At 65.3% G+C, this 24080-nt stretch carries 20 protein-coding genes; 16 read left to right on the top strand and 4 right to left on the bottom strand.

The window, feature by feature from the left end; translation table 11 throughout:
• Positions 1 to 202: 202 nt before the first annotated feature.
• From ffh to rplS, 5 genes are all read left to right on the top strand, one after another.
• The gene (gene ffh / locus PJW05_RS21670) at positions 203 to 1576 is read left to right on the top strand and encodes a signal recognition particle protein (RefSeq protein ID WP_271409008.1); all 1374 of its coding nucleotides are present in this window, start codon (positions 203 to 205) and stop codon (positions 1574 to 1576) included.
• Between the two features lie 125 nt (positions 1577 to 1701).
• Entirely contained in the window at positions 1702 to 1953 is a 252-nt protein-coding gene (rpsP, locus tag PJW05_RS21665; RefSeq protein ID WP_069085410.1) for a 30S ribosomal protein S16, read from the top strand.
• A gap of 9 nt (positions 1954 to 1962) precedes the next feature.
• Complete coding sequence (gene rimM, locus PJW05_RS21660; protein ID WP_271409007.1) at positions 1963 to 2499, top strand: ribosome maturation factor RimM; 537 nt, start codon at positions 1963 to 1965, stop codon at positions 2497 to 2499.
• Between the two features lie 9 nt (positions 2500 to 2508).
• Entirely contained in the window at positions 2509 to 3261 is a 753-nt protein-coding gene (trmD, locus tag PJW05_RS21655) for a tRNA (guanosine(37)-N1)-methyltransferase TrmD (RefSeq protein WP_271409006.1), read from the top strand.
• 45 nt (positions 3262 to 3306) lie between these two features.
• A complete protein-coding gene (gene rplS / locus PJW05_RS21650) occupies positions 3307 to 3657 on the top strand; it encodes a 50S ribosomal protein L19 (protein WP_028630298.1) in 351 nt (116 codons plus the stop codon).
• Between the two features lie 87 nt (positions 3658 to 3744).
• On the opposite strand, the gene PJW05_RS21645 is transcribed toward rplS, so the two are convergent.
• Positions 3745 to 7356, bottom strand: a complete 3612-nt coding sequence (locus PJW05_RS21645; protein ID WP_271409005.1) for an ATP-binding protein — start codon at positions 7354 to 7356, stop codon at positions 3745 to 3747.
• Positions 7357 to 7639: 283 nt separating this feature from the next.
• On the opposite strand from PJW05_RS21645, the gene PJW05_RS21640 reads away from it, so the two are divergent.
• Positions 7640 to 8071 (top strand): acyl-CoA thioesterase, encoded by a 432-nt coding sequence (locus PJW05_RS21640; protein WP_271409004.1) that lies wholly within the window; start codon positions 7640 to 7642, stop codon positions 8069 to 8071.
• Positions 8072 to 8079: 8 nt separating this feature from the next.
• Here the strand turns inward: PJW05_RS21640 and PJW05_RS21635 are convergent, their stop codons facing one another.
• Together PJW05_RS21635 and PJW05_RS21630 are read right to left on the bottom strand one after the other, a co-directional pair.
• Entirely contained in the window at positions 8080 to 8760 is a 681-nt protein-coding gene (locus PJW05_RS21635) for a hypothetical protein (RefSeq protein WP_271409003.1), read from the bottom strand.
• 95 nt (positions 8761 to 8855) lie between these two features.
• Positions 8856 to 10694 carry a cation:proton antiporter gene (locus PJW05_RS21630; RefSeq protein ID WP_271409002.1) on the bottom strand — a complete coding sequence of 613 codons (1839 nt, stop codon included), beginning with the start codon at positions 10692 to 10694 and terminating at the stop codon, positions 8856 to 8858.
• 74 nt (positions 10695 to 10768) lie between these two features.
• On the opposite strand from PJW05_RS21630, the gene xerD reads away from it, so the two are divergent.
• The 4 genes from xerD to thrC all read left to right on the top strand — a co-directional run bounded on the left by xerD (position 10769) and on the right by thrC (position 15512).
• A complete protein-coding gene (xerD, locus tag PJW05_RS21625; RefSeq protein ID WP_271409001.1) occupies positions 10769 to 11665 on the top strand; it encodes a site-specific tyrosine recombinase XerD in 897 nt (298 codons plus the stop codon).
• A 192-nt stretch (positions 11666 to 11857) separates the two neighbouring features.
• Positions 11858 to 12586, top strand: coding sequence for a disulfide isomerase DsbC N-terminal domain-containing protein (locus tag PJW05_RS21620; RefSeq protein WP_271409000.1), 729 nt, complete (start codon positions 11858 to 11860; stop codon positions 12584 to 12586).
• A gap of 122 nt (positions 12587 to 12708) precedes the next feature.
• Positions 12709 to 14013 carry a homoserine dehydrogenase gene (locus tag PJW05_RS21615; RefSeq protein WP_271408999.1) on the top strand — a complete coding sequence of 435 codons (1305 nt, stop codon included), beginning with the start codon at positions 12709 to 12711 and terminating at the stop codon, positions 14011 to 14013.
• Between the two features lie 89 nt (positions 14014 to 14102).
• Positions 14103 to 15512: a threonine synthase gene (gene thrC / locus PJW05_RS21610; protein WP_271408998.1), complete on the top strand. Its 1410-nt coding sequence runs from the start codon at positions 14103 to 14105 to the stop codon at positions 15510 to 15512.
• Positions 15513 to 15714: 202 nt separating this feature from the next.
• On the opposite strand, the gene PJW05_RS21605 is transcribed toward thrC, so the two are convergent.
• Positions 15715 to 16914, bottom strand: coding sequence for a CaiB/BaiF CoA transferase family protein (locus tag PJW05_RS21605; RefSeq protein WP_271408997.1), 1200 nt, complete (start codon positions 16912 to 16914; stop codon positions 15715 to 15717).
• Between the two features lie 201 nt (positions 16915 to 17115).
• Between PJW05_RS21605 and PJW05_RS21600 the strand changes: the two genes are divergently transcribed.
• From PJW05_RS21600 to PJW05_RS21575, 6 genes are all read left to right on the top strand, one after another.
• Positions 17116 to 18270 carry a GGDEF domain-containing protein gene (locus PJW05_RS21600; RefSeq protein WP_271408996.1) on the top strand — a complete coding sequence of 385 codons (1155 nt, stop codon included), beginning with the start codon at positions 17116 to 17118 and terminating at the stop codon, positions 18268 to 18270.
• Positions 18271 to 18342: 72 nt separating this feature from the next.
• A complete protein-coding gene (locus PJW05_RS21595; RefSeq protein WP_271408995.1) occupies positions 18343 to 18882 on the top strand; it encodes a YaeQ family protein in 540 nt (179 codons plus the stop codon).
• A gap of 205 nt (positions 18883 to 19087) precedes the next feature.
• Positions 19088 to 20803 carry a single-stranded-DNA-specific exonuclease RecJ gene (gene recJ / locus PJW05_RS21590; RefSeq protein ID WP_271408994.1) on the top strand — a complete coding sequence of 572 codons (1716 nt, stop codon included), beginning with the start codon at positions 19088 to 19090 and terminating at the stop codon, positions 20801 to 20803.
• A gap of 331 nt (positions 20804 to 21134) precedes the next feature.
• Entirely contained in the window at positions 21135 to 21557 is a 423-nt protein-coding gene (locus PJW05_RS21585; protein ID WP_271408993.1) for a YciI family protein, read from the top strand.
• A gap of 29 nt (positions 21558 to 21586) precedes the next feature.
• Positions 21587 to 22000 (top strand): VOC family protein, encoded by a 414-nt coding sequence (locus tag PJW05_RS21580; protein ID WP_271408992.1) that lies wholly within the window; start codon positions 21587 to 21589, stop codon positions 21998 to 22000.
• An 83-nt stretch (positions 22001 to 22083) separates the two neighbouring features.
• Positions 22084 to 23778, top strand: coding sequence for a SulP family inorganic anion transporter (locus PJW05_RS21575; protein ID WP_271408991.1), 1695 nt, complete (start codon positions 22084 to 22086; stop codon positions 23776 to 23778).
• Positions 23779 to 24080: the final 302 nt, after the last annotated feature.

Here is a 24080-nt window from a genome sequence, read left to right as displayed (position 1 = left end):
TGATGGGCCGTCGCTTCCCTCCGGTCCGCGCGAGGCGGGGCCAGCCGTGAACATCGGCGAGCCGATCGCCATCGGCCAGAGACTCGGCGCCGGACGGAATTCCCCTGCACCGCAAAAGAACCTAGAATGGCGCGCTATTTACCCGCCGCCCCGCGGCCGCCCAGGTCCAGTGGCGCCCGTATCGAGCCGAATAGGTCCGCGCATGTTCGAAAACCTTACAGATCGCCTCTCGCAGACGCTGCGCCATGTCACCGGCAAGGCCAAGCTGACCGAGGACAACATCAAGGACACCCTGCGTGAAGTGCGCATGGCCCTGCTCGAGGCCGACGTCGCCCTGCCGGTGGTGAAGGACTTCGTCAACAGGATCAAGGACCGGGCGGTCGGTACCGAAGTGTCCAAGAGCCTGACTCCGGGCCAGGCGTTCGTGAAGATCGTCCAGGCTGAACTGGTGGAGCTGATGGGCGCCGCCAACGAGGACCTGGCGCTGAACGCTGCGCCGCCGGCGGTGATCCTGATGGCCGGCCTGCAGGGCGCGGGCAAGACCACCACCGTGGGCAAGCTGTCGCGCTTCCTCAAGGAGCGCAAGAAGAAGACGGTGCTGGTGGTGTCCGCGGACGTTTACCGCCCGGCGGCGATCAAGCAGCTGGAAACCCTGGCCAACGACATTGGTGTCACCTTCTTCCCGTCCGACACCAGCCAGAAGCCGGTGGATATCGCCCAGGCGGCAATCCGTGAAGCCAAGCTGAAGTTCATCGACGTCGTCATCGTCGACACCGCCGGTCGCCTGCACGTCGACGCCGAGATGATGGACGAGATCAAGCAGGTCCACGCCGCCATCAAGCCGGTGGAAACCCTGTTCGTGGTCGACGCCATGACCGGCCAGGACGCCGCCAATACCGCCAAAGCCTTCAACGATGCCCTGCCGCTGACCGGCGTGGTGCTGACCAAGGTCGACGGTGACGCCCGTGGCGGTGCTGCGCTTTCCGTGCGCGCCATCACCGGCAAACCGATCAAGTTCCTCGGCATGGGCGAGAAGACCGAAGCCCTCGACCCCTTCCACCCGGACCGCGTCGCCTCGCGCATCCTCGGCATGGGTGACGTGCTCAGCCTGATCGAGCAGGCCGAGCAGACCATGGACCGCGAGAAGGCCGAGAAGCTCGCCAAGAAGATCAAGAAGGGCAAGGGCTTCGACCTCGAAGATTTCCGCGACCAGCTGCAACAGATGAAAAACATGGGCGGCCTCGGCGGCCTGATGGACAAGCTGCCGATGCTCGGCGGCGTCAACCTGGCGCAGATGGGCAATGCCCAGAACGCGGCGGAAAAGCAGTTCAAGCAGATGGAGGCGATCATCAACTCCATGACCCCTGCCGAACGCCGCGACCCGGAAATGATCAGCGGCTCGCGCAAGCGGCGCATCGCGCTCGGTTCCGGCACCCAGGTGCAGGACGTCGGCCGCCTCATCAAGCAGCACAAGCAGATGCAGAAGATGATGAAGAAAGTCACCGCCAAGGGTGGTATGGCCAAGATGATGCGCGGCATGGGGAGCATGTTCCCCGGCGGCATGCCGAAGATGTGAGCCCGGGCCGCCGACCGGCGGCCCCCAAAAAGAGATTTGCATTCGTCCGCATAATCCTTAAAATATGCGGCCTTTCGGGCCCATGGCCCATGCTTGAAAAGCACCGACTATAGGAACGAAGTTCAATGGTAACCATCCGTCTTGCCCGTGGCGGCTCCAAGAAGCGCCCCTTCTACCACCTGACCGTGACCAACAGCCGCAATGCGCGCGACGGTCGCTTCGTGGAGCGCGTTGGCTTCTTCAACCCCGTTGCCCAGGGTGCCGAAGTCAAGCTGTCCGTGAACCAGGAGCGCGTCAGCTACTGGCTGAGCCAGGGCGCCCAGCCGTCTGAGCGCGTTGCTCAGCTGCTGAAGGAAGCTGCCAAGGCTGCTGCCTAAGCATCTTTTATGAGCACGACGCCGGCCGCCGCCGACGAACTCATCGTTCTCGGCAAGATTTTTTCGGTGCACGGCGTACGTGGCGAGGTGAAGGTCTACTCCTTCACCGATCCGCTGGACAACGTGCTCGATTACCACCGTTGGACGCTCAGGCGTGACGACGAGGTAAAGCAGGTCGAAGTCGCCAGCGGACGCGTGCACGGCAAGGTCCTGGTGGTGAAGCTGAAAGGGTTGGTCGATCGCGAGATCGCGCGGACCTACGCGGGTTTCGAGATCTGCGTCCCTGCCAGCGAACTGCCGGAGCTCGACGAAGACGAGTTCTACTGGCACCAGTTGGAAGGTCTCAATGTGATCAACCAGGACGGGCACCTGCTCGGCCGCATCGATCACCTCCTTGAGACCGGCGCCAACGACGTGATGGTGGTCAAGCCCTGCGCTGGCAGCCTTGACGATCGCGAACGCCTGCTGCCCTACACGGAGCAGTGCGTGCAGTCGATCGATTTGGAGGCTGGTGAGATTCGGGTGGAATGGGACGTTGATTTCTGAGGGCCTGACATGAAAAGCATGCAGGTCGAAGTCATCAGCATCTTTCCCGAGATGTTTGCCGCCATCAGTGAATACGGCATCACCAGCCGTGCGGTGAAGCAGGGGCTGCTCAAGCTCAACTGCTGGAACCCGCGGAGCTTCACCGAGGACCGCCACCAGACAGTGGATGACCGGCCCTTCGGCGGCGGCCCCGGGATGGTGATGAAGATCCAGCCCCTGGAACGGGCCCTGGCGGCAGCCAAGGCAGCGACGGGGGAGCGGGCGAAGGTGATCTACCTCTCGCCGCAGGGGCGCCAGCTGAAGCAGGCGGCCGTGCGCGAGCTGGCGAACGAAGAGGCACTGATCCTCATCGCCGGGCGCTACGAAGGCATCGACGAACGCTTCATCGAGGAGCACGTCGATGAGGAATGGTCGATTGGCGACTACGTCCTGTCCGGCGGTGAGCTGCCGGCCATGGTGCTGATCGATGCGGTGACGCGGTTGCTGCCCGGCGCGCTGGGCCACGCGGACTCCGCCGAGGAGGACTCCTTTACGGATGGCCTGCTCGATTGCCCGCACTACACTCGACCGGAGCTGTATGCAGGCAAGCGTGTTCCTGAGGTGCTGCTCAGCGGCAACCACGAACACATCCGGCGATGGCGTTTGCAGCAGGCGCTTGGGCGCACCTGGGAACGTCGGGCCGATCTTCTGGATTGCCGCTCGCTTTCTGGAGAAGAGAAAAAGCTGCTGGAGGAATACATCCGCCAGCGGAACGATAGTTAACGTATCGATGGCACGCCCCAGAAGGCCTGTCTTAGGAGCACAGCGATGACCAACAAGATCATTCAGCAACTCGAAGCTGAACAAATGAACAAAGAGATTCCGGCTTTCGCCCCGGGCGACACCGTAATCGTTCAAGTGAAAGTGAAGGAAGGCGACCGTTCCCGTCTGCAGGCCTTCGAAGGTGTGGTCATCGCCAAGCGTAACCGCGGCCTGAACAGTGCTTTCACCGTGCGCAAGATTTCCAACGGCGTAGGCGTTGAGCGTACCTTCCAGACCTACTCCCCGCTGGTTGACAGCCTGAGCGTCAAGCGCCGCGGCGACGTGCGCAAGGCCAAGCTGTACTACCTCCGCGATCTGTCCGGCAAGGCAGCTCGTATCAAGGAGAAGCTGGCCTAATTGCCACAGCTTTAGCGAAAAACCCGCCCAGGCTCGCCTCGGCGGGTTTTTTTATGGTCTTCCGTGGCCCCCGGGGGAACTCGTGTCTCATTTATCGACGGGTTCGGAGCCCAGAGCTTCCCGCAGGGTCCTGTGCAGCTGTTCCACTGCATGAGCGACGTGTTCTGCCCCGGCCTCCAGCTCCGTGCGGCTGAGGGGCGTGGCGCAGCGCTCCTCCAGTTGCTGGCAGGCTTCGATCAGTTGCCACGCCCTGATGATCTTCGCGGCTCCCTTGATCTTGTGGGCCAGTTCGGCGACCTCCTGCGGCGCAAATCGTCCGGCCAGTTCCCGCAATCCGGCAATGTCCTGGTGGTTGGCGCGTAGCAGTTCATTGATGATGTGGGCGTTGAGCCGTGGCTCGCCGCCAGTCATCTGACTCAGGGCCTCTAGATCGCAGACCGCTGGGGCGGCCAGTGCCTCCAGTTCCGCCAACTGCTCTTTCAGGGCGCAGAGACTTGCCGGCTTGAACAGGCAGGCGTCCATCCCGGCCTGCAGGCAGCGTTCCAGCTCCTCGTTCTGAGCGTTGGCGGTATATCCCAGCAGCCGGCAGCGCGGGCGACCTTCAGCGCGTTCCAGTTCGCGTATTCGCTGCGCCAACTGGTAGCCGTTCATCTTCGGCATATGGCAATCGCTGATGACCAGGTCGAAATAGCCGTTTCGCCAGATGACGAGCGCTTCGGCGCCGTTCTCGGCGCTGGTCGCCCGATGCCCCAGGAAGGTGAGTTGCTGTACCAACAGTTCGCGGTTGGCCCCATGGTCGTCGACGACCAGCGCGTTCAATCGGCGCTGCTCCCGGTTCGCGGTTTCGCAGGCTGGCTGGGGGACGTTGGGGCATTCATCCAGCCGCTGCAGGTTCAGGTTCAGCGTTACCCGCGATCCCTCGCCCAGTCGGCTGTGCAGATCCAGCGTGCCGCCCATCATTTCGCACAGCGTTCGGCTGATCACCAGGCCGAGCCCGGCACCACGGATGACATTCCGGTCGATGTTGCTGGCCTGCGCGAAGGGTTGGAAGAGTTGCCGCAGGTCCTCTTCGGCAATACCGATTCCGCTGTCCTCCACGTCCAGTTGCAGGGCAAGGTGATTGCCTTCACCCCCCGAGCCCGTCACGTGGACACGAACGCCGCCGGACTCAGTGAACTTGATGGCATTGCTCACCAGGTTCGAGAGGATTTGCTTGAAGCGCATTGGGTCGATCAGTACGTCGCTGTCGACCGTGCTGTCGAACTCCAGCCGAAGATCAAGGCCCTTCTGGCGCGCCACGCCGTCGAATACCCGGACTACCGATTCCACCAGCTCACGCAGATTGGCGCGTACCGGTGTCAGGCTGAGGCGTCCGGATTCAATGCGCGCGATGTCGAGAATGTCACCGATCAGCTCCAGCAGGTTCTTCGCCGAGTCGTAGGCGACTTCGATGGACGAGCGGTCAAAGTTGCCCTGGCCGGCGCGCTTCAGGGTGAGCTCGAGCATGCCGATGATGGCGTTCATCGGGGTGCGGATCTCATGGCTCATGGTGGCGAGAAAGGTGCTCTTGGCTCGACTGGCCTGGTCGGCGTGTTCCTTGGCCGCCTGCAGTGCGTCGATCAGTCGGCGGCGTTCGCTGATGTCGATCCAGCCGCCAATGACGCCCTTTACCCTGCCATGGAAGTCCTTGTACGGCAGCAGCCAGTGGTAGAGCGTGAGGCGCTGGCCGCGAATGTGAACTTCCCGGTCGTGTTCCAGCGCCACGCCGTCTTCCATCACCCGCCGGTAGTCCTCGCGCAATTGCGCGGTTTCGGCGGGCTCGCCAAGCAGTTGCTCCGGCAGCGGCTGGTCGATCAGGGCCTGGCGTTCGAGGTCGAAGGTGCGCAGATAGTCGTCGTTGCACAGCAGGAGGTTTCCCTGCAGGTCACGCACGTAGATGGGGTGGGGCGTTCCGTTGATCAGCGACTCCATGAACTGCACCTGTTCGCGAAGGGCCTGTTCGGCCTGTATACGCAGCCTGACCTGGTGGCGGAGGTAGGCGTTCCAGACCAGGGAAACCAGCAGCAGGAGCCCGGCGACCAGTACTACATGGGTGATGATCTGCCGGTAGTCCCGCCAGGGCTGGTTGCTGACCTCGACATTGGAGCGCCAGCGCTGGTTGACCAGTACCGCCAGGTCATCCGGGGGAATGGCGGCCAGAGCCTTGTCGAGCACCGAGCGTAGCAGCGGATTATCGCGGTCCACCGCGAAGGCAATGCTTTGTTCGGCGACGTCGATCTGTTCGGAGATGCGCAGCTCTTCCGCGAACATTCGCTGGACATAGTATTCGGCGGCATTGCCAGACATGACCGCGGCCTCGGCGCCACCTCGTGCCACCAGTTCGAGGGACTCCAGCAGGGTATCGGTAGCAGTCAGCGTCAGTTGTGGATAAGTCTTCTGCAGGTAGTCGTTCAGGATGTAGTTGCGGGTGACCGCGACCCGCTTGCCGGACAGGGCGCTCAGGTTGGTCGCCGAATCGGGTTTGCGCGGGGTGACGGTGACGAAGTTGACGCTCATGTAGGGGCGGCTGAAGGCGATGCTGTCCGGCAGGCTCGGTCGCGGGCTGAGCGCGCCGATCATATCCGCCGCGCCGGACTCCAGACTCTCCAGCATGCCTGCCATGCTGGCGGTACGGATGATCTCGAAGCGCAGCCCGGAGCGGGTGGCCACCTGTTCCAGCACATCGGCCGTGATGCCGTGATAGCTGCCTTCGCCATCGAAGAAGGTGACCGGCGTGTAGTTGCCATAGGTGGCCACCCGCACCACGGGATGCTCCCGCACCCAGGCCCGTTCCTCGGCCGACAATTGCAGGGCGGGCTGGAACAGCGCCGGCGATGCGCCACCGCTCCAGCGCTTGATCAGTGCGGACTGCTCGCCGAAGGAAACGTGCGCCAACACGTCGTCGAGGATTCGACGCAGCCGATGCTCTTCCCGGCGCATTGCCAGGCCGAATCCGCCGGAGCGCAACTCGGCGAGTCCAGCGATGCGCAGGTGGTTGGCGAAGCTGTGGTTGATCAGGTAGTTGGCGACGATCATGTCGCCCAGGTAGATGTCGCTCCCATCCATGGCCACTGCCCGCAGCGCGGCCTGTGGGGTGGCGTGGACACTGATTATGGCCTGGGGGTAGCGTGAACTGATCCGGTCCAGCGGCAGATAGTCGCGGGATACCGCCACCCGCACCCCGGACAGGTCCTTGGGCAGGCTGCGGCGATCGTCGAGACGGCTGACCAGCGTCGGCATGTCTGGCGTGTAGGTCCGGCTGAGCACAAGGCGTGGGTCCTGGGCTTCGAAGTCGTTCGCTGTACTGAGCAGGTCGGCCTCGCCCCGTGCCACGGCCTCCAGGGCCAGGTCGCGGTCCGGGTAGCGCAGCACGCGTACGGGAACGCCGAGCACCTCCGCCAGCAGTCCGGCCACATCGGCGGTCAGGCCTTCGTAGTCCTGCCCGCTGGACGTGAGGTCGAAGGGGGGCAGGTCGTTGCCGATGGCCAGCCTGAGTTCGCCTCTTGCCTGCAGCCACAGACGGTCCTCCTGGGCGGCCTGGATGGCGCCGTCGAGGTTTATCGGGCGGCTCAGGATCGACAGCGACTGTGGGGTGGCGAAGGCGTTCAGTGGGCCGGCGAACAGGATGAGGGCGATTCCGGCCAGCAGGTGTGGGTTCATTGTTCTGTCCCGATCGTCGCAGGCGTGCCTGCCGTTCAAATCAGCGATCCGCTGATGCTGATGAGGCGGCAAAATATCCCAGCGTGCGCACTCCGACTATCGGCTTGGACTTTTGTTGTTGTGTTTGGGACTTTTCCAGTGATCTAAAGGATTTTTCCTACGTTTTCGTGAGAAATCCTGGTTGCAATCCTGGCGGGGAGCGCTGTGGGATAATTCCGCACCTTTGCGGCCGCGCCGCCTCCCGCGACGCCCCGCCCATCCCTAAATGTCGAGTAGCAGTGGCATGACCCCCAGAGATCAAGAAATCCTCCGCCGGACCGAGCTTTCGGAGAGCCGGGTAACCAAGGCGGTATTCCCGCCCAGCACCAACCACCACAACACCCTGTTCGGTGGCACCGCCCTGGCCTGGATGGACGAGGTGTCCTTCATCACCGCCACGCGCTTCTGCCGCCTGCCGCTGGTGACCGTCTCCAGCGACCGCATCGACTTCAAGCATCCGATCCCGGCAGGCTCCATCGTCGAACTGGTCGGCCGCGTGGTGAAGGTGGGTAACACCAGCCTCAAGGTGGAGGTCGAGGTGTTCGTCGAGGACATGTACAGCGCCACGCGCGAGAAAGCCATCAGCGGCCTGTTCAGCTTTGTCGCCATCGATGAGGAGAAGCGCCCGGTGCAGGTGCTGCCGGCGTTTCCCCAGGCGGCCGAAGCGGCGGCCTGAATCGCCGGTCAGGGGCGCATGCTGATCCTGAGCGAGGCCTGGGACAGGTCGAGATTGTTCAGCGTCAGGCTGCCGAAGCTCTGGTTCTGCGGTGCTCCGGCGACACGGATGTTCTCGAAACGCAATTCGCCGATGGAACTGGGCAGGTGCAGGCTCACCGAACCGTCCGCGTTGACCACCGAGGTCATCCTGCTGGTGTCATAGACCACGTCGCTCATCGAGGTCTCCGCATCCAGGCTGTCGAGCACCGGCATCACCAGCCTGGCCAACTGCTTCACAGCCCCCAGCCCATCGCCGCTTTCCGCCTGCAGGAACAGGCCTTGCAGCACGTCATCCAGCCCCTGGGCGCTGACGTTGCTCATTTCCGTATCGGTCAGCGGCCGCAGGCCCCGTGGGGTTTCCTGGCGGCTGATGGTGGTGGGCGGCTGCTGGCGCTGGATATCGGCGCTGGCCATCTGGAAGGGACTCAACAACGCCGCCACGAGGGTGGCCGCCAGACGCAGGTTGCTCTGTTTCTTCAGGGCCTTGGTCAATTGCTTCTGGGTCAGCAGGCCTTGCGCTATCAGTACTTCACCCAGCCGCATCTTGCTGGTGAGCTGCATCTTGATCGCGACATCCAACTGCTGGGCGGTGATCAGACCCTTGTTGATAAGGATCTGGCCCAGGCGGGAGTTCATTTGCTTGGCCATGGTCCGGTACCGGCTGAGGGTGGTGGCAAGATGAAATCATCCATGGCCGGCCCGGTCCTGTCACCCGACTAAGGATAGGCTGGCCATGTCGCCCGTCACTGTGTTTGCGCCAGTGCGCGATCAGCGGTAACACCCGGTTGCGCTTCGGTTTCGATCAGAGACACCAGGGTCCAGTCCTTTTCCGGCACGAAGTCCAGTGGTTGCCCCGCGAGGTGCACCCAGCCGCGCGGATCGCGCGCCAGCAGGAGGGTGGCGCGGGCGCCGTGCAGCGCCTGGTATTCGGCCCAGCCGAAGGCAGTGGTCAGGGTGGTGGTGCGCACGTCGGCGCCCTTGGCGAGGTAGCTGGCGAACTGCGGGAAGGTCAGGGACTGGTTGCCCAGCGGCCGGCCACGGACCGTATCGCCGGCTCGGTGCTTTTCGCTGCGCCGGCTTTCGGTACCGCTGGGCAGGGTGAAGCGACGCTGGGCGCTGAAGTCGTGGCGAAAGTGCATGCAGGCCAGGGCGTTGAGTTCGCTGGACGGGGAGAGCGCCAGCAAGTGGCCCAGGCCGACCAGGTCCAGGTGCGCCTCGGCATGCTGGGAGGCGGGGTTGCCGAAGTAGGTGGGCAGGTTGTCCATGCGCGCGGCGCGGATGTTCTCCCAACTGGAATCGGTCAGCAGCACGCGATTGCCGAGGTTCTGCAGGGCCTTGCCCACCTCCCGCGCCACGGCGTTGGCACCGACGATGAGAAAGCCCGAGGGGGCCGGTTCCGCCACCTTCAGCAACCGCGCCAGCGGCCGCGCGGTGGCGCTTTGCAGGACCACGGTGCCGATGATCACCAGGAAGGTCAGGGGCACGAGCAGTTGCGCCTGCGCGTGGCCGGCCTCCACCAGGCGCAGGGAAAAGATGGCCGATACCGCCGCCGCGACGATGCCGCGGGGGGCGATCCAGGCCAGCAGCGCCCGCTCCCGCCAGTTCAGCGAGGAGCCCCAGGTACTGACGGCAACGCAGAGTGGCCGTGCGACGAACTGGATCACCGCGAGCAACAGCAGGGTGGCCGGGCCCATGACCAGCAGGGCGGCGAAATCCAGGCGCGCGGCGAGGAGGATGAACAGCCCGGAAATCAGCAGCACGCTGAGGTTTTCCTTGAAGTGCAGGATCTGCCGCACGTCCACCCCGCGCATGTTGGCCAGCCACATCCCCATCAGGGTCACCGCCAGCAGGCCGGACTCGTGCACCAGCAGGTTGGCGGTGATGAACACCCCCAGGACCGCCGCCAGGGCGGCGAGGTTCTGCAGGTAGACCGGCAGCCAGTGGCGCCGCAGCACCACGCCGAACAGCCAGCCGCCCGCGGCGCCCAGCAGGGTGCCGCAGGCGATCACGCTGGCGAAGGTGATGAGGCTGGCGCTCCAGCCGCTGTCTTCCCGGCTGACGATGAAGCTGAATACCACCACGGCCAGCAGCGCGCCGATCGGGTCGATGACGATGCCTTCCCAGCGCAGGATATTGGCGATCGAGGTGGTCGGGCGCACCACCCGCAGCATGGGCACTATCACCGTGGGGCCGGTAACCAGGGTCAGGGTGCCGAACAGCAGCGCCAGCTCCCAGGAGAAACCCAGCAACCAGTGGGCGGCAAGCGCGATCACCGCCCAGGTGAGCAGCGCGCCGACCGTCACCATGCGTCGCACCACGGTGCCGATCTCTCGCCATTCGGAGAAATGCAGGGTCAGGCTGCCTTCGAAGAGGATCAGCGCCACCGACAGGGAGATCAGCGGGAACAGCAGCGGGCCGAACAGTGCCTGCGGGTCCAGCAGACCAGTGACCGGGCCGGCGAGAATGCCGGCCAGCAGCAGGAAGAGGATGGCCGGCAGGCGCAGGCGCCAGGCCAGCCACTGGCTGAACAGCGCCGCCGCGCCGATGCCGCCCAGGCCCAGCAGAATGTGGTGTTCGCTCATCGGGATTCCTTTTCGGATGAATCGGATACAGCGCTATGAAAGACTAGCGCCACCTACAGTCAAGGCTGCCTTTCATGCCCGCGCTAGACCACCCCCTCATTGACCGCTTTCTAGACGCCCTCTGGCTGGAGAAGGGCCTCTCCGAGCATACCCGCTCCGCCTACCGCAGCGACCTCGCGCACTTCAACGGCTGGCTCGACGAGCGCGGCCTCACCCTGGACAAGGCCGGACGCGACCTGATTCTCGACCACCTCGCCTGGCGCCTGGAGCGGGGCTACAAGGCGCGCTCCACCGCGCGGTTCCTCTCCGGCCTGCGCGGCTTCTACCGCTTCCTCCTGCGCGAGAACCTGATTTTCGAAGACCCGACCCTTCAGGTCGACCTGCCGCAACTGGGGCGCCCCCTGCCCAAGTCACTCTCCGAGGCCGACGTGGAAGCGCTGCTGGAGGCGCCGGACCTGGACGACCCCATCGGCCTGCGCGACCGCGCCATGCTCGAAGTGCTCTACGCCTGCGGCCTGCGCGTGACCGAACTGGTGAGCCTGAGCCTGGAGCAGGTCAACCTGCGGCAGGGCGTGCTCAAGGTGTTTGGCAAGGGCAGCAAGGAGCGCCTGGTGCCTCTGGGGGAAGAGGCGATCGCCTGGCTGGAGCGCTACCAGCGCGAAGCACGGCCCTTCCTCCTCGATGGCAAGCCCAGCGACGTGCTCTTCCCCAGCCTGCGCGGCGAACAGATGACCCGCCAGACCTTCTGGCACCGCATCAAACACCAGGCCCAGGTGGCCGGCATCGGCAAGTCGCTGTCGCCGCATACCCTGCGCCACGCCTTTGCCACTCACCTGCTCAATCACGGCGCCGACCTGCGGGTGGTGCAGATGCTGCTCGGCCATAGCGACCTCTCCACCACCCAGATCTATACCCACATCGCCCGGGCCCGCCTGCAGGAACTGCACGCCCGCCACCATCCACGTGGGTGAGCCCTGCGACAAAGCGGCGGCAAGGATGCCGAGACAGAAGCCGACCATCACGCCAGTCGCCCGTCATGCGAAAACCTACGCCCCGCCAGCCAGTCGCCTACGTGATCCGCCTGGCGCGCGGCGTCTGCGCACCAGGGCTTCTGTGGTAGGCTTGAGCGGTTCCCTCACGTCCGCCGCTCGACAGGAGTACCCATGCGCGTGACCCGTCTCATCGCCGGCCTGGCCCTTGGCCTTGCCAGCACCGTCAGCCTCGCCGACGACCCCGACCAGGCGATCCGCAAGACCCTCGCCACCCTGGAGCTCGGCCTGCCCATCGAGTCCATCGGTGAGAGCCCGATTTCCGGCATCTACCAGGTCCAGCTCAAGGGCGGCCGCATGCTCTACACCAGTGCCGACGGCCAGTACCTGATGCAGGGCTACCTCTATCACGTGCAGAACGGCAAGCCGGTCAACCTGACCGAACAGGCCGAGAGCCGTTCCATCGCCAAGGAAATCAATGCCATCCCCTCCAGCGAAATGGTGGTGTTCGCGCCCAAGGAACCGGCCAAGGCGCATATCACCGTGTTCACCGACACCGACTGCGGCTACTGCCAGAAGCTGCACAGCGAAGTGCCTGAGCTGAACCGTCGCGGCATCGAAGTACGCTACGTCGCCTTCCCGCGCCAGGGCATCGGCAGCCACGGCTACAACAGCCTGGTCAGCGTCTGGTGCAGCAAGGACCGCCAGGCCGCCATGAACAAGGCCAAGTCCCGCGAGGAGCTGCCGTCGGCCACCTGCGACAACCCGGTGGCCAAGCAGTTCGAACTGGGCCAACTGATCGGCGTCAACGGCACCCCGGCCATCGTGCTCGGCAACGGCCGGATGATCCCGGGCTATCAGCCGGCACCGCAGCTGGCCAAACTTGCCCTGGAGGCCAAGTAAAAGCGCTTTTCCAGCAGGTGTCCGCGTCGATTGACCAATATTCGGCCGCTTCGTAAAGTGCGGCTCTTTTCCTCGGCCGGGACACCCCCGGCCGTTTTCGCAGTGATGATGGGGAGTTCAGCGTGAAGCCGGTAAAAGTAGGCATCTGTGGCCTGGGGACCGTCGGTGGCGGCACCTTCAACGTACTCAAACGCAACGCCGAGGAGATTGCCCGCCGTGCCGGGCGTGGAATCGAAGTTGCCCAGATCGCCGCTCGTCGTCCCAACCCGAAATGTGAAACCGGTGCCACCCCCATCACCGCCGACATCTTCGAGCTGGTCGACAACCCGGAAATCGACATCATCATCGAACTGATCGGTGGCTACACCCAGGCCCGTGAGCTGGTGCTCAAGGCCATCGAAAACGGCAAGCACGTGGTCACCGCAAACAAGGCGCTGATCGCCGTGCACGGCAACGAAATCTTCGCCAAGGCCCGCGAGAAGGGCGTCATGGTCGCCTTCGAAGCCGCCGTGGCTGGTGGTATCCCGGTGATCAAGGCAATCCGCGAAGGCCTTTCCGCCAACCGCATCAACTGGCTGGCCGGCATCATCAACGGCACCGGCAACTTCATCCTCACCGAAATGCGCGAGAAAGGTCGCGCCTTCGAAGACGTATTGAAGGAAGCCCAGGCCCTGGGCTACGCCGAGGCTGACCCGACCTTCGACGTGGAAGGCATCGACGCCGCCCACAAGCTGACCATCCTCGCGTCCATCGCCTTCGGCATCCCGCTGCAGTTCGACAAGGCCTACACCGAGGGCATCTCGAAACTGACCAGCGCCGACGTCAACTACGCCGAGGCCCTGGGTTATCGCATCAAGCACCTGGGCGTGGCCCGCCGCACCGACAGCGGCTTCGAGCTGCGCGTGCACCCGACCCTGATTCCGGCCGACCGCCTGATCGCCAACGTCAACGGCGTGATGAACGCGGTGATGGTCAATGGCGACGCCGCCGGCAGCACCCTTTACTACGGCGCCGGCGCCGGCATGGAAGCCACCGCTTCCGCCGTGGTCGCCGACGTGGTGGACGTGGTCCGTGCCCTGACCACCGACCCGGAGAACCACGTGCCGCACCTGGCCTTCCAGCCGGACTCCCTGTCCGACCACCCGGTCCTGCCGATCGAAGCCTGCGAGAGCGCCTACTACCTGCGCATCCAGGCCAAGGACCATCCGGGCGTGCTGGCCCAGGTCGCGACCATCCTGTCGGAGCGCGGCATCAACATCGAATCCATCATGCAGAAGGAAGTCGAGGAGCAGGACGGCCTGGTGCCGATGATTCTGGTTACCCACCGGGTCGTCGAGGCGCGCGTCAACGACGCCATCGCCGCGCTGGAAGCTCTGGACGACGTGGTAGGCAGCGTAGTGCGCATCCGCGTCGAGCAACTGAACTAAGCCGCTGAGAGGCGCCGGCGCGGCCGCGGAGGGGCGATCCCCCGGAGCGGCGCGACGGCACCTCCGGCTCGAAACCAAGGTCTCAAGACATGCGCTATATCAGTACCCGCGGCCAGGCTCCGGCCCTCAACTTCGAAGACGTGCTGCTGGCTGGCCTGGCCAGCGACGGCGGCCTCTACGTCCCGGAAAACCTGCCGCGCTTCACCCAGGAGGAAATCGCTTCCTGGGCCGGCCTGCCGTACCACGAACTGGCCTTCCGAGTGATGCGCCCCTTCGTTGCCGGCAGCATCGATGACGCCGACTTCAAGAAAATCCTCGAGGAAACCTACGGCGCCTTCGCCCACAACGCCGTGGCGCCGCTGCGCCAGCTGAACGGCAACGAGTGGGTGCTGGAGCTGTTCCACGGTCCGACCCTGGCCTTCAAGGATTTCGCCCTGCAGCTGCTCGGCCGCCTGCTCGACCACATCCTGGTCAAGCGCGGCGAGCGCGTGGTGATCATGGGCGCCACCTCCGGCGACACCGGCTCGGCCGCCATCGAAGGCTGCCGCCGCTGCGAGAACGTGGACATCTTCATCCTGCACCCGCACAACCGCGTGTCCGAAGTGCAGCGCCGCCAGATGACCACCATCCTCGGCGACAACATCCACAACATCGCGGTGGAAGGGAACTTCGACGACTGCCAGGAGATGGTCAAGGCCAGCTTCGCCGACCAGGGCTTCCTCAAGGGCACCCGTCTGGTGGCGGTCAACTCGATCAACTGGGCGCGGATCATGGCCCAGATCGTCTACTACTTCCACGCGGCCATCCAGCTTGGCGGCCCGGCCCGTTCCGTGGCCTTCTCGGTGCCCACCGGCAACTTCGGCGACATCTTCGCCGGTTACCTGGCGCGCAACATGGGCCTGCCCATCAGCCAACTGATCGTCGCCACCAACCGCAACGACATCCTGCACCGCTTCATGAGCGGCAACCAGTACGTCAAGGACACCCTGCACCCGACCCTGTCGCCGTCCATGGACATCATGGTCTCGTCCAACTTCGAGCGCCTGCTGTTCGACCTGCACGGCCGCAACGGCGCCGCGATCGCCAGCCTGATGGACACCTTCAGGCAAGGTGGCGGTTTCAGCGTCGAGGAAGACCGCTGGACCGAAGCGCGCAAGCTGTTCGATTCCCTGGCGGTCGACGATGAAGCCACCTGCGAGACCATCGCCGAAGTCTTCAAGGACTGCGGCGAGCTGCTGGACCCGCACACCGCCATCGGCGTCCGCGCTGCCCGCGAGTGCCGCCGCAGCCTGGCCACCCCCATGGTGACCCTGGGCACGGCCCACCCGGTGAAATTCCCGGAAGCCGTGGAGAAGGCCGGTGTCGGCCAGGCCCCGGCGCTGCCTGCTCACCTGACGGACCTGTTCCAGCGCGAGGAGCGTTGCACCGTGCTGCCGAACGACCTGAAGCAGATCCAGGCCTTCGTCAGCCAGCATGGCAACCGCGGCAAGCCGCTGTAAGCCCGGTGCCAGAAACGAGAAGGCCGGCTCCCGCAAGGGGCCGGCCTTTTTTGTGCAAGGGCCGCGCGCGGATTGATTCTTCATGGTGGGAGCGAATTCATTCGCGAATGGGCTGCGAAGCAGCCCCCGGGTTTCGGCAGGCTTCCAGCCTGCTTTCGCGAATGAATTCGCTCGAAGGTCATTTCGGCGCTCGTGACCAGGCTCAGATCGCCCCATCCCCCTTCAGCGCCGCCACCTGCTCGGGGCTGTAGCCCAGACCCGCCAGCAATTCGGCGTTGTGTTCGCCCAGTTCCGGTCCTATCCATTCGCTGGAGCCCGGGGTGTCGGACAGCTTGGGGACGATGCCAGGCATGCGGAACGGCTTGCCGTCCGGCAGCTTCGCCGAGAGGAACATCTCCCGGGCGAGGAATTGCGGGTCGTTGAACATGTCTTCGGCCGAGAAGATGCGGCTGGCCGGCACCTCGGCGCGGTTGAGCGTCGCCAGTACCTCGTCCAGGGGCAGCGAGCCCACCCAGCGGTCGATGACACCATAGAGCTCGTCCCGGCGTGCGTCGCGGCCATCGTTGCTGGCCAGGGGCGGGTCGTTGGCCAGGTCCTCGCGGCCGATGGCCAGCATGAAGCGCTTGAAGATGGCGTCGCCATTGGCGCCGATCTGCACGTGGCGACCATCGGCCGCGGTATGGATGGACGAGGGGGTGATGCCGGGCATGATGTTGCCGGTGCGTTCGCGGATGAAGCCGAACACGTCGAACTCCGGGACCATGCTTTCCATCATGGCGAACACCGCTTCATAGAGCGCCACGTCCACCACCTGGCCCTGGCCGCCGTTCACCTCGCGGTGGCGCAGCGCCATGAGGGCGCCGATCACGCCCCAGAGGGCAGCAATGGAGTCGCCGATGGAAATGCCGGTGCGCACCGGCGGGCGGTCCTCGAAACCGGTGATGTAGCGCAGCCCGCCCATGGACTCGCCCACCGCGCCGAAGCCCGGCTGGTCCTTGTAGGGGCCGCTCTGGCCGAAGCCGGACAGGCGCACCATGACCAGCTTCGGGTTCAGCGCGTGGATCACCTCCCAGCCCAGGCCGAGCTTTTCCAGCACACCGGGGCGGAAGTTCTCGATCAGGATGTCTGCCTCGGCCAGCAGCTTCTTGAGGATCTCGCGACCCTCCGGGTGTTTCAGGTTCAGCGTCAGCGATTTCTTGTTGCGCGCCTGCACGAACCACCAGAGCGAGGTGCCCTCGTAGAGCTTGCGCCACTTGCGCAACGGGTCGCCGCCGTCGGGGGATTCGATCTTGATGACTTCGGCACCGAATTCCGCGCACAGGCGCGAAGCGAAGGGGCCGGCGATCAGGGTGCCGAGTTCGATCACCTTGAGGCCGGCGAGGGGTTTGGCAGGGACGTTCATCGGGATATCCATGGGCCAGACGATGGCGGCGACTCTACTCCCCGGGGCCTGCCGAGAACAGTCCGGAATGCCGCTGGCGCCCCCTCTCGGGGCGACTTAAAGTGCATGGCAGGAACCCGTATCGTACGCGCCGCTCACCATGCCAATACGCGCCGCCAGCCGCTGCCGTTCGTCGTCCCGCGCGCGATGGGAGGAGGGCCCATGCAATTGAACGTCCCCACCCTGGTGCTGGTGGACATCTACATCCTCGCCCTGGTGGGGATCCTCATGCTCCACGCCTGGCGCCGGGGGCGCCGCGAGCCGACGCTCGGCTACCTGTCCGCGGCTTTGCTCCTGGGCGTGTTCGGCACGGTGCTGGGCAGCCTGCGCGGGCTCGGCCTGGATTTCCTGCCCCTGGTGCTGGGCAACGTGGTGTTGCACATCAGTGCGGCCATGACCTGGACCACCATGCGCGTCTTCGCCGGTCGCGAGGCCCATTGGCCGGGCATCTGCGCCGGCGCGGTGATCTGGTCGCTGCTCTGCCTCAACCCGGCCTTTTACGAGTCCCTCGCCGTACGCATCGCCGTCAGTTCGCTGATCACCGTCAGCTACACCGGCCTCAGCGCCTTTGAGCTCTGGCGCAGCCGCCAGAACCTGGAAGTGGCCTACGCGCCAGCCCTGGCCCTGACCCTGTTCCACATGGGCTTCTACTGCGTGCGGATCATCGTCGACCGCGGCATGCCCTTCGAATCGACCATGACCGTCGGAGGGCAGGGCGTCACCTTCTTCTCCCTGATGGTGTTCGAAACGCTGCTCTACGCCATCGGTATTGCCTTCGTCACCCTGGCCATGGTCAAGGAGCGCGCCGAGCTGAAGTTCCGCGCCGCCGCCTACTGCGACCCGCTGACCGGCGTGGGCAACCGCCGTGCCTTCATGACCACCGGCGAATACCTGCTGGAAAGCTGCGAACACCGTGGCGAGCCGGTGGCCCTGCTGCTCTGTGACCTGGACCACTTCAAGCGCCTGAATGACAGCTACGGGCACGCCACCGGCGATGAGGCCCTGGTGGCCTTCAGCCGTATCGCGGTGGGCAGCATGCGCAAGCAGGACGTGTTCGGCCGCATCGGCGGCGAGGAGTTCGCCTGCCTGCTGGCCGATGCCGACGACGAGGCCGGCGCCCAGGTGGCCGAGCGCATCCGCCGGGAGTTCGCCGAACTGCCTTTCCAGGAGCCGGGGCAACTCAGCGTCAGCATCGGCATCGTCAGCTCGACGGAGGCCGGCTACGACCTGTTCCGCCTGCTGTCCCTGGCCGACGACGCCCTCTACGCCGCCAAGGACAAGGGCCGCAACCGCATCCAGCGTTACCCCGCCGAATAGCCGGAAGGCCCAGCCAAGGCCATGGAATCAGGGTAGACTTGCCGCCCTCCGCGACTAACCAAGAAGCCCGCCATGGCCCTCCAAGCGACCCCCTACAAAGTCGAACTCAACCTCACCGACCTGGACCGCAGCGTCTACGAGAACCTGCGCTTCACCGTAGCCAAGCACCCCTCGGAAACCGAGGAACGCCTGGCCGTGCGTCTGATCGCCTACGCGCTCTGGTACCACGAGCAACTGTCGTTCGGCCGTGGACTGTCGGATGTGGACGAGCCGGCCCTGTGGGAGAAGAGCCTGGATGACCGCGTGCTGCACTGGATCGAAGTCGGCCAGCCCGATGCCGAGCGCATCACCTGGTGCTCGCGCCGCACCGAACGCTTCAGCCTGGTGGCCTACGGCAACCTGCGGGTCTGGCAGACCAAGGTGCTGGACGGTGTGCGCAGCCTGAAGAACATCAACGTCGTTGCCGTCGGCCAGGAAGCCCTGGAAGAACTGGCCCGCGACCTGCCGCGCTCGGTCAGCTGGAGCGTGATGATCAGCGACGGCACCCTGTTCGTCACCGATGAACGCGGCCAGCACGAAGTTCCTCTGGAGTGGCTGGCCGGGGAACGCTGAGAACCTGCTTACGATCTGCTGCGCGTCGGCCCTGCTGCGTTAAAAATAGGCTCGGAATGCTCATTTACAGTCGTAAACCCCGCTTCCGCGCCTGTTTTTGCCTTGCATGGCTTTAGCCCGCGAAATCGTAAACAGGTTCTGCGCCACAACCGCCAAGCCCTGTCCCGGAGGGAGAGGGGAAGTCGAGTCAACGATTGGATCGTCCATGCGTATCGAACACCGCGTCCTGCCCGATGTACTGCCTGACCTGGGCGACCTGCCGCCGCTGCTGACCCGCCTTTACGCCGCCCGTGGCGTGCATTCGGCGACCGAGCTGGACAAGAGCCTGGCGCGGCTGATCCCCTACCAGCGACTCAAGGGCATCGACGCCGCCGTGGCCCTGCTGGTGGAAGCCCTGGAGAAGCGCCAGCGCATCCTCTATGTCGGCGACTTCGACGCCGACGGCGCCACCGCCAGCAGCGTCGGCGTGCTCGGCCTGCGCATGCTCGGTGCCTTCCAGGTCGACTATCTGGTGCCCAACCGCTTCGAATACGGCTATGGCCTGACCCCCGAGATCGTCGCCGTGGCCCTGCAGCGCCATCCCGACCTGCTGGTGACCGTGGACAACGGAATCTCCAGCGTCGAAGGCGTGGCCGCCGCCAAGGCAGCCGGCCTCCGGGTCCTGGTCACCGACCACCACCTGCCGGGCCCTGAGCTGCCGGCGGCGGACGCCATCGTCAACCCCAACCAGCCGGGTTGCGATTTCCCCAGCAAGTCCCTGGCCGGTGTCGGCGTGATCTTCTACGTGCTCCTCGCCTTGCGCGCGCGGCTGCGTGAGCTGGACTGGTTTGCCCGCGCCGGCATCAAGGAACCCAACCTCGGCGACCTGCTGGACCTGGTCGCCCTGGGCAGCGTGGCCGACGTGGTGCCCCTGGACGCCAACAACCGCATCCTGGTCCACCAGGGCCTGGCACGCATCCGCGCCGGCCGCGCGCGGCCCGGCCTCAAGGCGATCCTCGACGTGGCCGGGCGGCCGGCGGGGCGCATCACGTCCACCGACCTCGGCTTCATCCTCGGCCCGCGCCTGAACGCCGCCGGTCGCCTGGATGACATGAGCCTGGGCATCGAATGCCTGCTCTGCGAAGACGAATCCCTGGCCCGCGACATGGCGGTGCAACTCGACCAGCTCAACCAGGACCGCAAGGCCATCGAGCAGGGCATGCAGCGCGAGGCCCTGGCCCAGTTGAAGAACCTGCCCATCGAAGACATGCCCTTCGGCCTCTGCGTGTTCGAGGCGGATTGGCACCAGGGCGTGATCGGCATCCTCGCCTCGCGCCTGAAGGAGCGTTACCACCGCCCGACCATCGCCTTCGCCGATGCCGGCGACGGTCTGCTCAAGGGCTCGGCGCGCTCGGTGCCGGGCTTCCATATCCGTGACGCGCTGGACGCCGTGGCCGCCCGCCATCCGGGCCTGATCAGCAAGTTCGGCGGTCATGCCATGGCCGCCGGCCTGTCCCTGCCTGTGGAAAACTTCGGCGCCTTCGCCGCCGCCTTCGACGCCGAAACCCGCCGCCAGTTGAGCGAGGACGATCTCACCGGCCGCCTGCTCTCCGACGGTCAACTGAGCATCGAGGAGTTCCACCTGGAACTGGCCCGCGCCCTGCGCCTGGCCGGCCCCTGGGGCCAGCATTTCCCCGAGCCGCTGTTCCATGGCGTGTTCCAGATCGTCCAGCAGCGCCTTGTCGGTGAGCGTCACCTGAAGCTGGTGCTGAAAAGCGAGTGCGGCTCGCTGCAACTGGACGGCATCGCCTTCAACATCGACCGCGAGCAATGGCCCAACGCCAGCGTGCGTTGGGCGGAGCTGGCCTACAAGCTGGACGTCAATGAATACCGCGGCCAGGAAAGCGTGCAGCTGATGGTGGCGCACATCGCCCCACGCTGACGTTGTGTCCGTGAGGGCGAGTTCATTCGCCAAGGGCGGCGCAACCGCCCTGTAGGTCGGTGCCGAGCCCGCGAGGCCCGACGCATCGGGCACTTGACGCGCGCCTTGTCGGGCTTCGCTTCGCTCGGCACCAACCTTGCGGTGGGCGGAACTTCGCCAGCCGAGTTCACCAGTCACCCCAGCCGCGCAAGTCCTCCATCCGGGGCTACGCTGTCCCAGTCCCGCGCTGCCGAAAAAATCTTCGGCCTGCTGTCGATTCCGTCGATTCGCCTTCGACCAATAGGCACAGCCAGTCGGCAAGGGCCGCGGGCCAACCACAAGGAGAAAGACAATGCGCTTCATGGTGATCGTCAAAGCCACCCCGGAATCGGAAGCCGGCATCATGCCCAGCACTGAACTGCTTACGGCCATGGGCCAGTACAACGAGGCGCTGGTGAATGCCGGCGTCCTCCTCGCTGGCGAGGGCTTGCACCCGAGTTCCCGGGGTGCGCGTGTGGTATTCAAGGGCAAGGACCGCAGCGTCATCGACGGCCCCTTCGCCGAAACCAAGGAACTCATCGCCGGATTCTGGCTGTTCAAGGTGGACTCCCTCGAGGACTGCATCGAATGGGTCAAGCGTTGCCCCAACCCCATGCTTTCCGATTCCGAGATCGAAATCCGGCAGGTCTTCGAAGCCGAGGACTTCGGTGAGGAATTCACCCCCGAGCTGCGCGAGCAGGAGCAACGCGTCTTCGAAAAGGCCCGTCAGTCGTGACGGCCCCCCACCACGGACAGGAGACCCCCATGAAAATCGACCCCTACCTGACGTTCGACGGCCAGTGCGGCCCGGCCTTCCGGTTCTACGCCCAAGTGCTCAACGGCACCCTGGAAGCCTTCCTGACCTTCGCCGAAAGCCCGGCCAGCAATGAGGTGCCCGCCGGATTTGGCGACAAGATCATGCACGCCCGCCTGGCGGTGGGCGACCAGGTGATCATGGGCTCGGACTGCCCGCCCCAGGTGCCTTTCCAGGGCATTCACGGTATCAGCGTCTCGATCAACGTCGACCGGGTGGCGGAAGCCGAGCGGGTGTTCAAGGCTCTGGCCGAAGGCGGCCAGGTGCAGATGCCTCTGGCGCAGACCTTCTGGGCCGCGCGCTTCGGCATGCTGGTGGACCGCTTCGGCGTGCCCTGGATGATCAACTGTGAGAAGGATCAATAATTCTCAAAGATGACCGCGGCGCCGGGAAAAATCCGGCGCCGTTGATAAGCTTTCCAGGATCGATGTTCTGAAGGACCGATCCGATGCAATGGGTTCAGCGGTTGCGCAGCCGTGTCGGCAATTTCCAGTATCGCCGCGAGTGGCTGCGCCCCGACCTCACCGCCGGCCTGTCGGTCGCGGCGGTACAGATTCCCACCGCCATCGCCTATGCGCAGATCATCGGCTTTCCCGCCCAGGTCGGGCTTTACGCCTGCATCCTGCCGATGCTGATCTACGCCCTGGTGGGCGGCTCGCGCCAATTGATGGTTGGCCCCGACGCCGCCACCGCGGCCATGGTGGCCGCTGCCATCACGCCGCTGGCCGCCGGCGATCCCCAGCACCTGGTGCACCTGTCGATGATCGTGGCCGTCATGGTCGGTGGGTTGTCCATCCTCGCCGGGTTCATCCGTGCCGGCTTTATCGCCAGCTTCCTCTCGCGGCCGATCCTGGTGGGCTACCTCAACGGCATCGGACTCAGCCTGTTGGCCGGCCAATTGGGCAAGTTGCTGGGCTACCAGAGCGAAACCAGCGGCTTCATCGCTGGCCTGCTGGCGATGATCCGCAACCTGGCCGACACACACCTGCCGACCCTGGCCCTGGGCGCCGCGACCCTGCTGCTGATGGTCCTCCTGCCGCGCCGCTGGCCACGGCTGCCGGTGGCCCTGGTGGCCCTGGTGCTGGCCTCGGCCGCCTCCGCCGGGCTGGGGCTGGATCGCCATGGCGTGGCCCTGCTGGGCGCCGTTCCGGCGGGGTTGCCGGAGTTCGGCTGGCCCCGCGCGAGCTATCAGGAACTGCTCTCGCTGCTGCGCGATGCCACCGGTATCACCATCGTCAGCTTCTGCAGCGCCATGCTCACCGCGCGCAGCTTCGCCGCCCGCCGCGGCTACGCCATCGACGCCAACCACGAGTTCATCGCCCTGGGCCTGGCCAACGTCGGTGCCGGGGTATCCCAGGCCTTCGTCATCAGCGGTGCCGACTCGCGCACGGCGGTGAACGACCTGGTGGGCGGCAAGACGCAGATGGTCAGCGTGGTGGTGGCGCTGGTGATAGTCGCGGTGCTGGTGTTCCTCCACGGACCGCTGGCCTGGGTGCCCATCGCCGCCCTGGGTGCAGTGCTGCTGCTGGCCGGTTGGGGCCTGATCGACGTGCGCGCGCTGAAGGGGTTCTGGCGCCTCAGCCGCTTCGAATGTGGCCTCTGCCTGCTGACCACCATCGGCGTGCTGGGTGTCGGCGTGCTACCCGGCATCTTCGTCGCCGTGGCCCTGGCGCTGCTGCGCCTGCTGTACTTCGCCTACCGCCCCAGCGACGCCGTGCTGGGCTGGGTGGACGGCGTCGACGGCCAGGTCGAGCTGAGCCGTTATCCACAGGCCAGCACCTTGCCGGGGCTGCTGATCTACCGCTTCGACGCGCCCCTGCTGTTCTTCAATGCCGACTACTTCAAGCAGCGGCTGTTGCGCCTGGTGGAGCAGGCGGAGCGGCCGCGCGCGGTGCTGCTCAACGCCGAGACGATGATCAACCTCGACCTCACCGGCCTCGCGACCCTGCGCGAAGTGCAGCAGACCCTGGCCGCCCAGGGCGTGCATTTCGGCTTCGCCCGCCTGCTTGGCCCCACCTATGACCTGCTGCAGCGTTCCGGCGAGCTGGGCGAACTGAAGCCGCCGCTGGTGTTCAGTTCGGTACGCGCGGGGATCAACGCCTACCAGCGTTGGCGGGAGACACAGTCGGACGAGGCGCCATAGGCGGTCGGTTTTCCCGGCGACGGAGCCATCGATGGGTTTCGCTTCGCTCTAGCGGAACGCCGCCCGCACCCTCTACAAAGGCACGACCGCCAGCCGCGGTGGGCCACGCGTTACCGGTCCACCAGGGGCGCTTCCCTAAGCCTCTTCCTACGGATTTCGGTTGTTCCGACAGCAATCGTTCCTGCCGGCTCTTAACCCTGAGCGCCTGCAAGCGCGCTGGATAGAGTGCCGGCTGTCACGCTTATCCATGACCGGGTACCGGAAACATCCTTGCAGCACTGCAACGGGCCACGCCGCCCCGA

Source organism: Pseudomonas sp. Q1-7 (assembly GCF_028010285.1).
Classification (GTDB): domain Bacteria; phylum Pseudomonadota; class Gammaproteobacteria; order Pseudomonadales; family Pseudomonadaceae; genus Metapseudomonas.
This window is presented reverse-complemented; position numbering and strand designations above follow the sequence as displayed.

What these genes read in the sequence shown, in the direction of transcription:
- ffh (WP_271409008.1), top strand. Translation starts at nt 203, where the DNA reads ATGTTCGAAAACCTTACAGATCGCCTCTCGCAGACGCTGCGCCATGTC.
- rpsP (WP_069085410.1), top strand. Translation starts at nt 1,702, where the DNA reads ATGGTAACCATCCGTCTTGCCCGTGGCGGCTCCAAGAAGCGCCCCTTC.
- rimM (WP_271409007.1), top strand. Translation starts at nt 1,963, where the DNA reads ATGAGCACGACGCCGGCCGCCGCCGACGAACTCATCGTTCTCGGCAAG.
- trmD (WP_271409006.1), top strand. Translation starts at nt 2,509, where the DNA reads ATGAAAAGCATGCAGGTCGAAGTCATCAGCATCTTTCCCGAGATGTTT.
- rplS (WP_028630298.1), top strand. Translation starts at nt 3,307, where the DNA reads ATGACCAACAAGATCATTCAGCAACTCGAAGCTGAACAAATGAACAAA.
- PJW05_RS21645 (WP_271409005.1), bottom strand. Translation starts at nt 7,356, where the DNA reads ATGAACCCACACCTGCTGGCCGGAATCGCCCTCATCCTGTTCGCCGGC.
- PJW05_RS21640 (WP_271409004.1), top strand. Translation starts at nt 7,640, where the DNA reads ATGACCCCCAGAGATCAAGAAATCCTCCGCCGGACCGAGCTTTCGGAG.
- PJW05_RS21635 (WP_271409003.1), bottom strand. Translation starts at nt 8,760, where the DNA reads ATGGCCAAGCAAATGAACTCCCGCCTGGGCCAGATCCTTATCAACAAG.
- PJW05_RS21630 (WP_271409002.1), bottom strand. Translation starts at nt 10,694, where the DNA reads ATGAGCGAACACCACATTCTGCTGGGCCTGGGCGGCATCGGCGCGGCG.
- xerD (WP_271409001.1), top strand. Translation starts at nt 10,769, where the DNA reads ATGCCCGCGCTAGACCACCCCCTCATTGACCGCTTTCTAGACGCCCTC.
- PJW05_RS21620 (WP_271409000.1), top strand. Translation starts at nt 11,858, where the DNA reads ATGCGCGTGACCCGTCTCATCGCCGGCCTGGCCCTTGGCCTTGCCAGC.
- thrC (WP_271408998.1), top strand. Translation starts at nt 14,103, where the DNA reads ATGCGCTATATCAGTACCCGCGGCCAGGCTCCGGCCCTCAACTTCGAA.
- PJW05_RS21605 (WP_271408997.1), bottom strand. Translation starts at nt 16,914, where the DNA reads ATGAACGTCCCTGCCAAACCCCTCGCCGGCCTCAAGGTGATCGAACTC.
- PJW05_RS21600 (WP_271408996.1), top strand. Translation starts at nt 17,116, where the DNA reads ATGCAATTGAACGTCCCCACCCTGGTGCTGGTGGACATCTACATCCTC.
- PJW05_RS21595 (WP_271408995.1), top strand. Translation starts at nt 18,343, where the DNA reads ATGGCCCTCCAAGCGACCCCCTACAAAGTCGAACTCAACCTCACCGAC.
- recJ (WP_271408994.1), top strand. Translation starts at nt 19,088, where the DNA reads ATGCGTATCGAACACCGCGTCCTGCCCGATGTACTGCCTGACCTGGGC.
- PJW05_RS21585 (WP_271408993.1), top strand. Translation starts at nt 21,135, where the DNA reads ATGCGCTTCATGGTGATCGTCAAAGCCACCCCGGAATCGGAAGCCGGC.
- PJW05_RS21580 (WP_271408992.1), top strand. Translation starts at nt 21,587, where the DNA reads ATGAAAATCGACCCCTACCTGACGTTCGACGGCCAGTGCGGCCCGGCC.
- PJW05_RS21575 (WP_271408991.1), top strand. Translation starts at nt 22,084, where the DNA reads ATGCAATGGGTTCAGCGGTTGCGCAGCCGTGTCGGCAATTTCCAGTAT.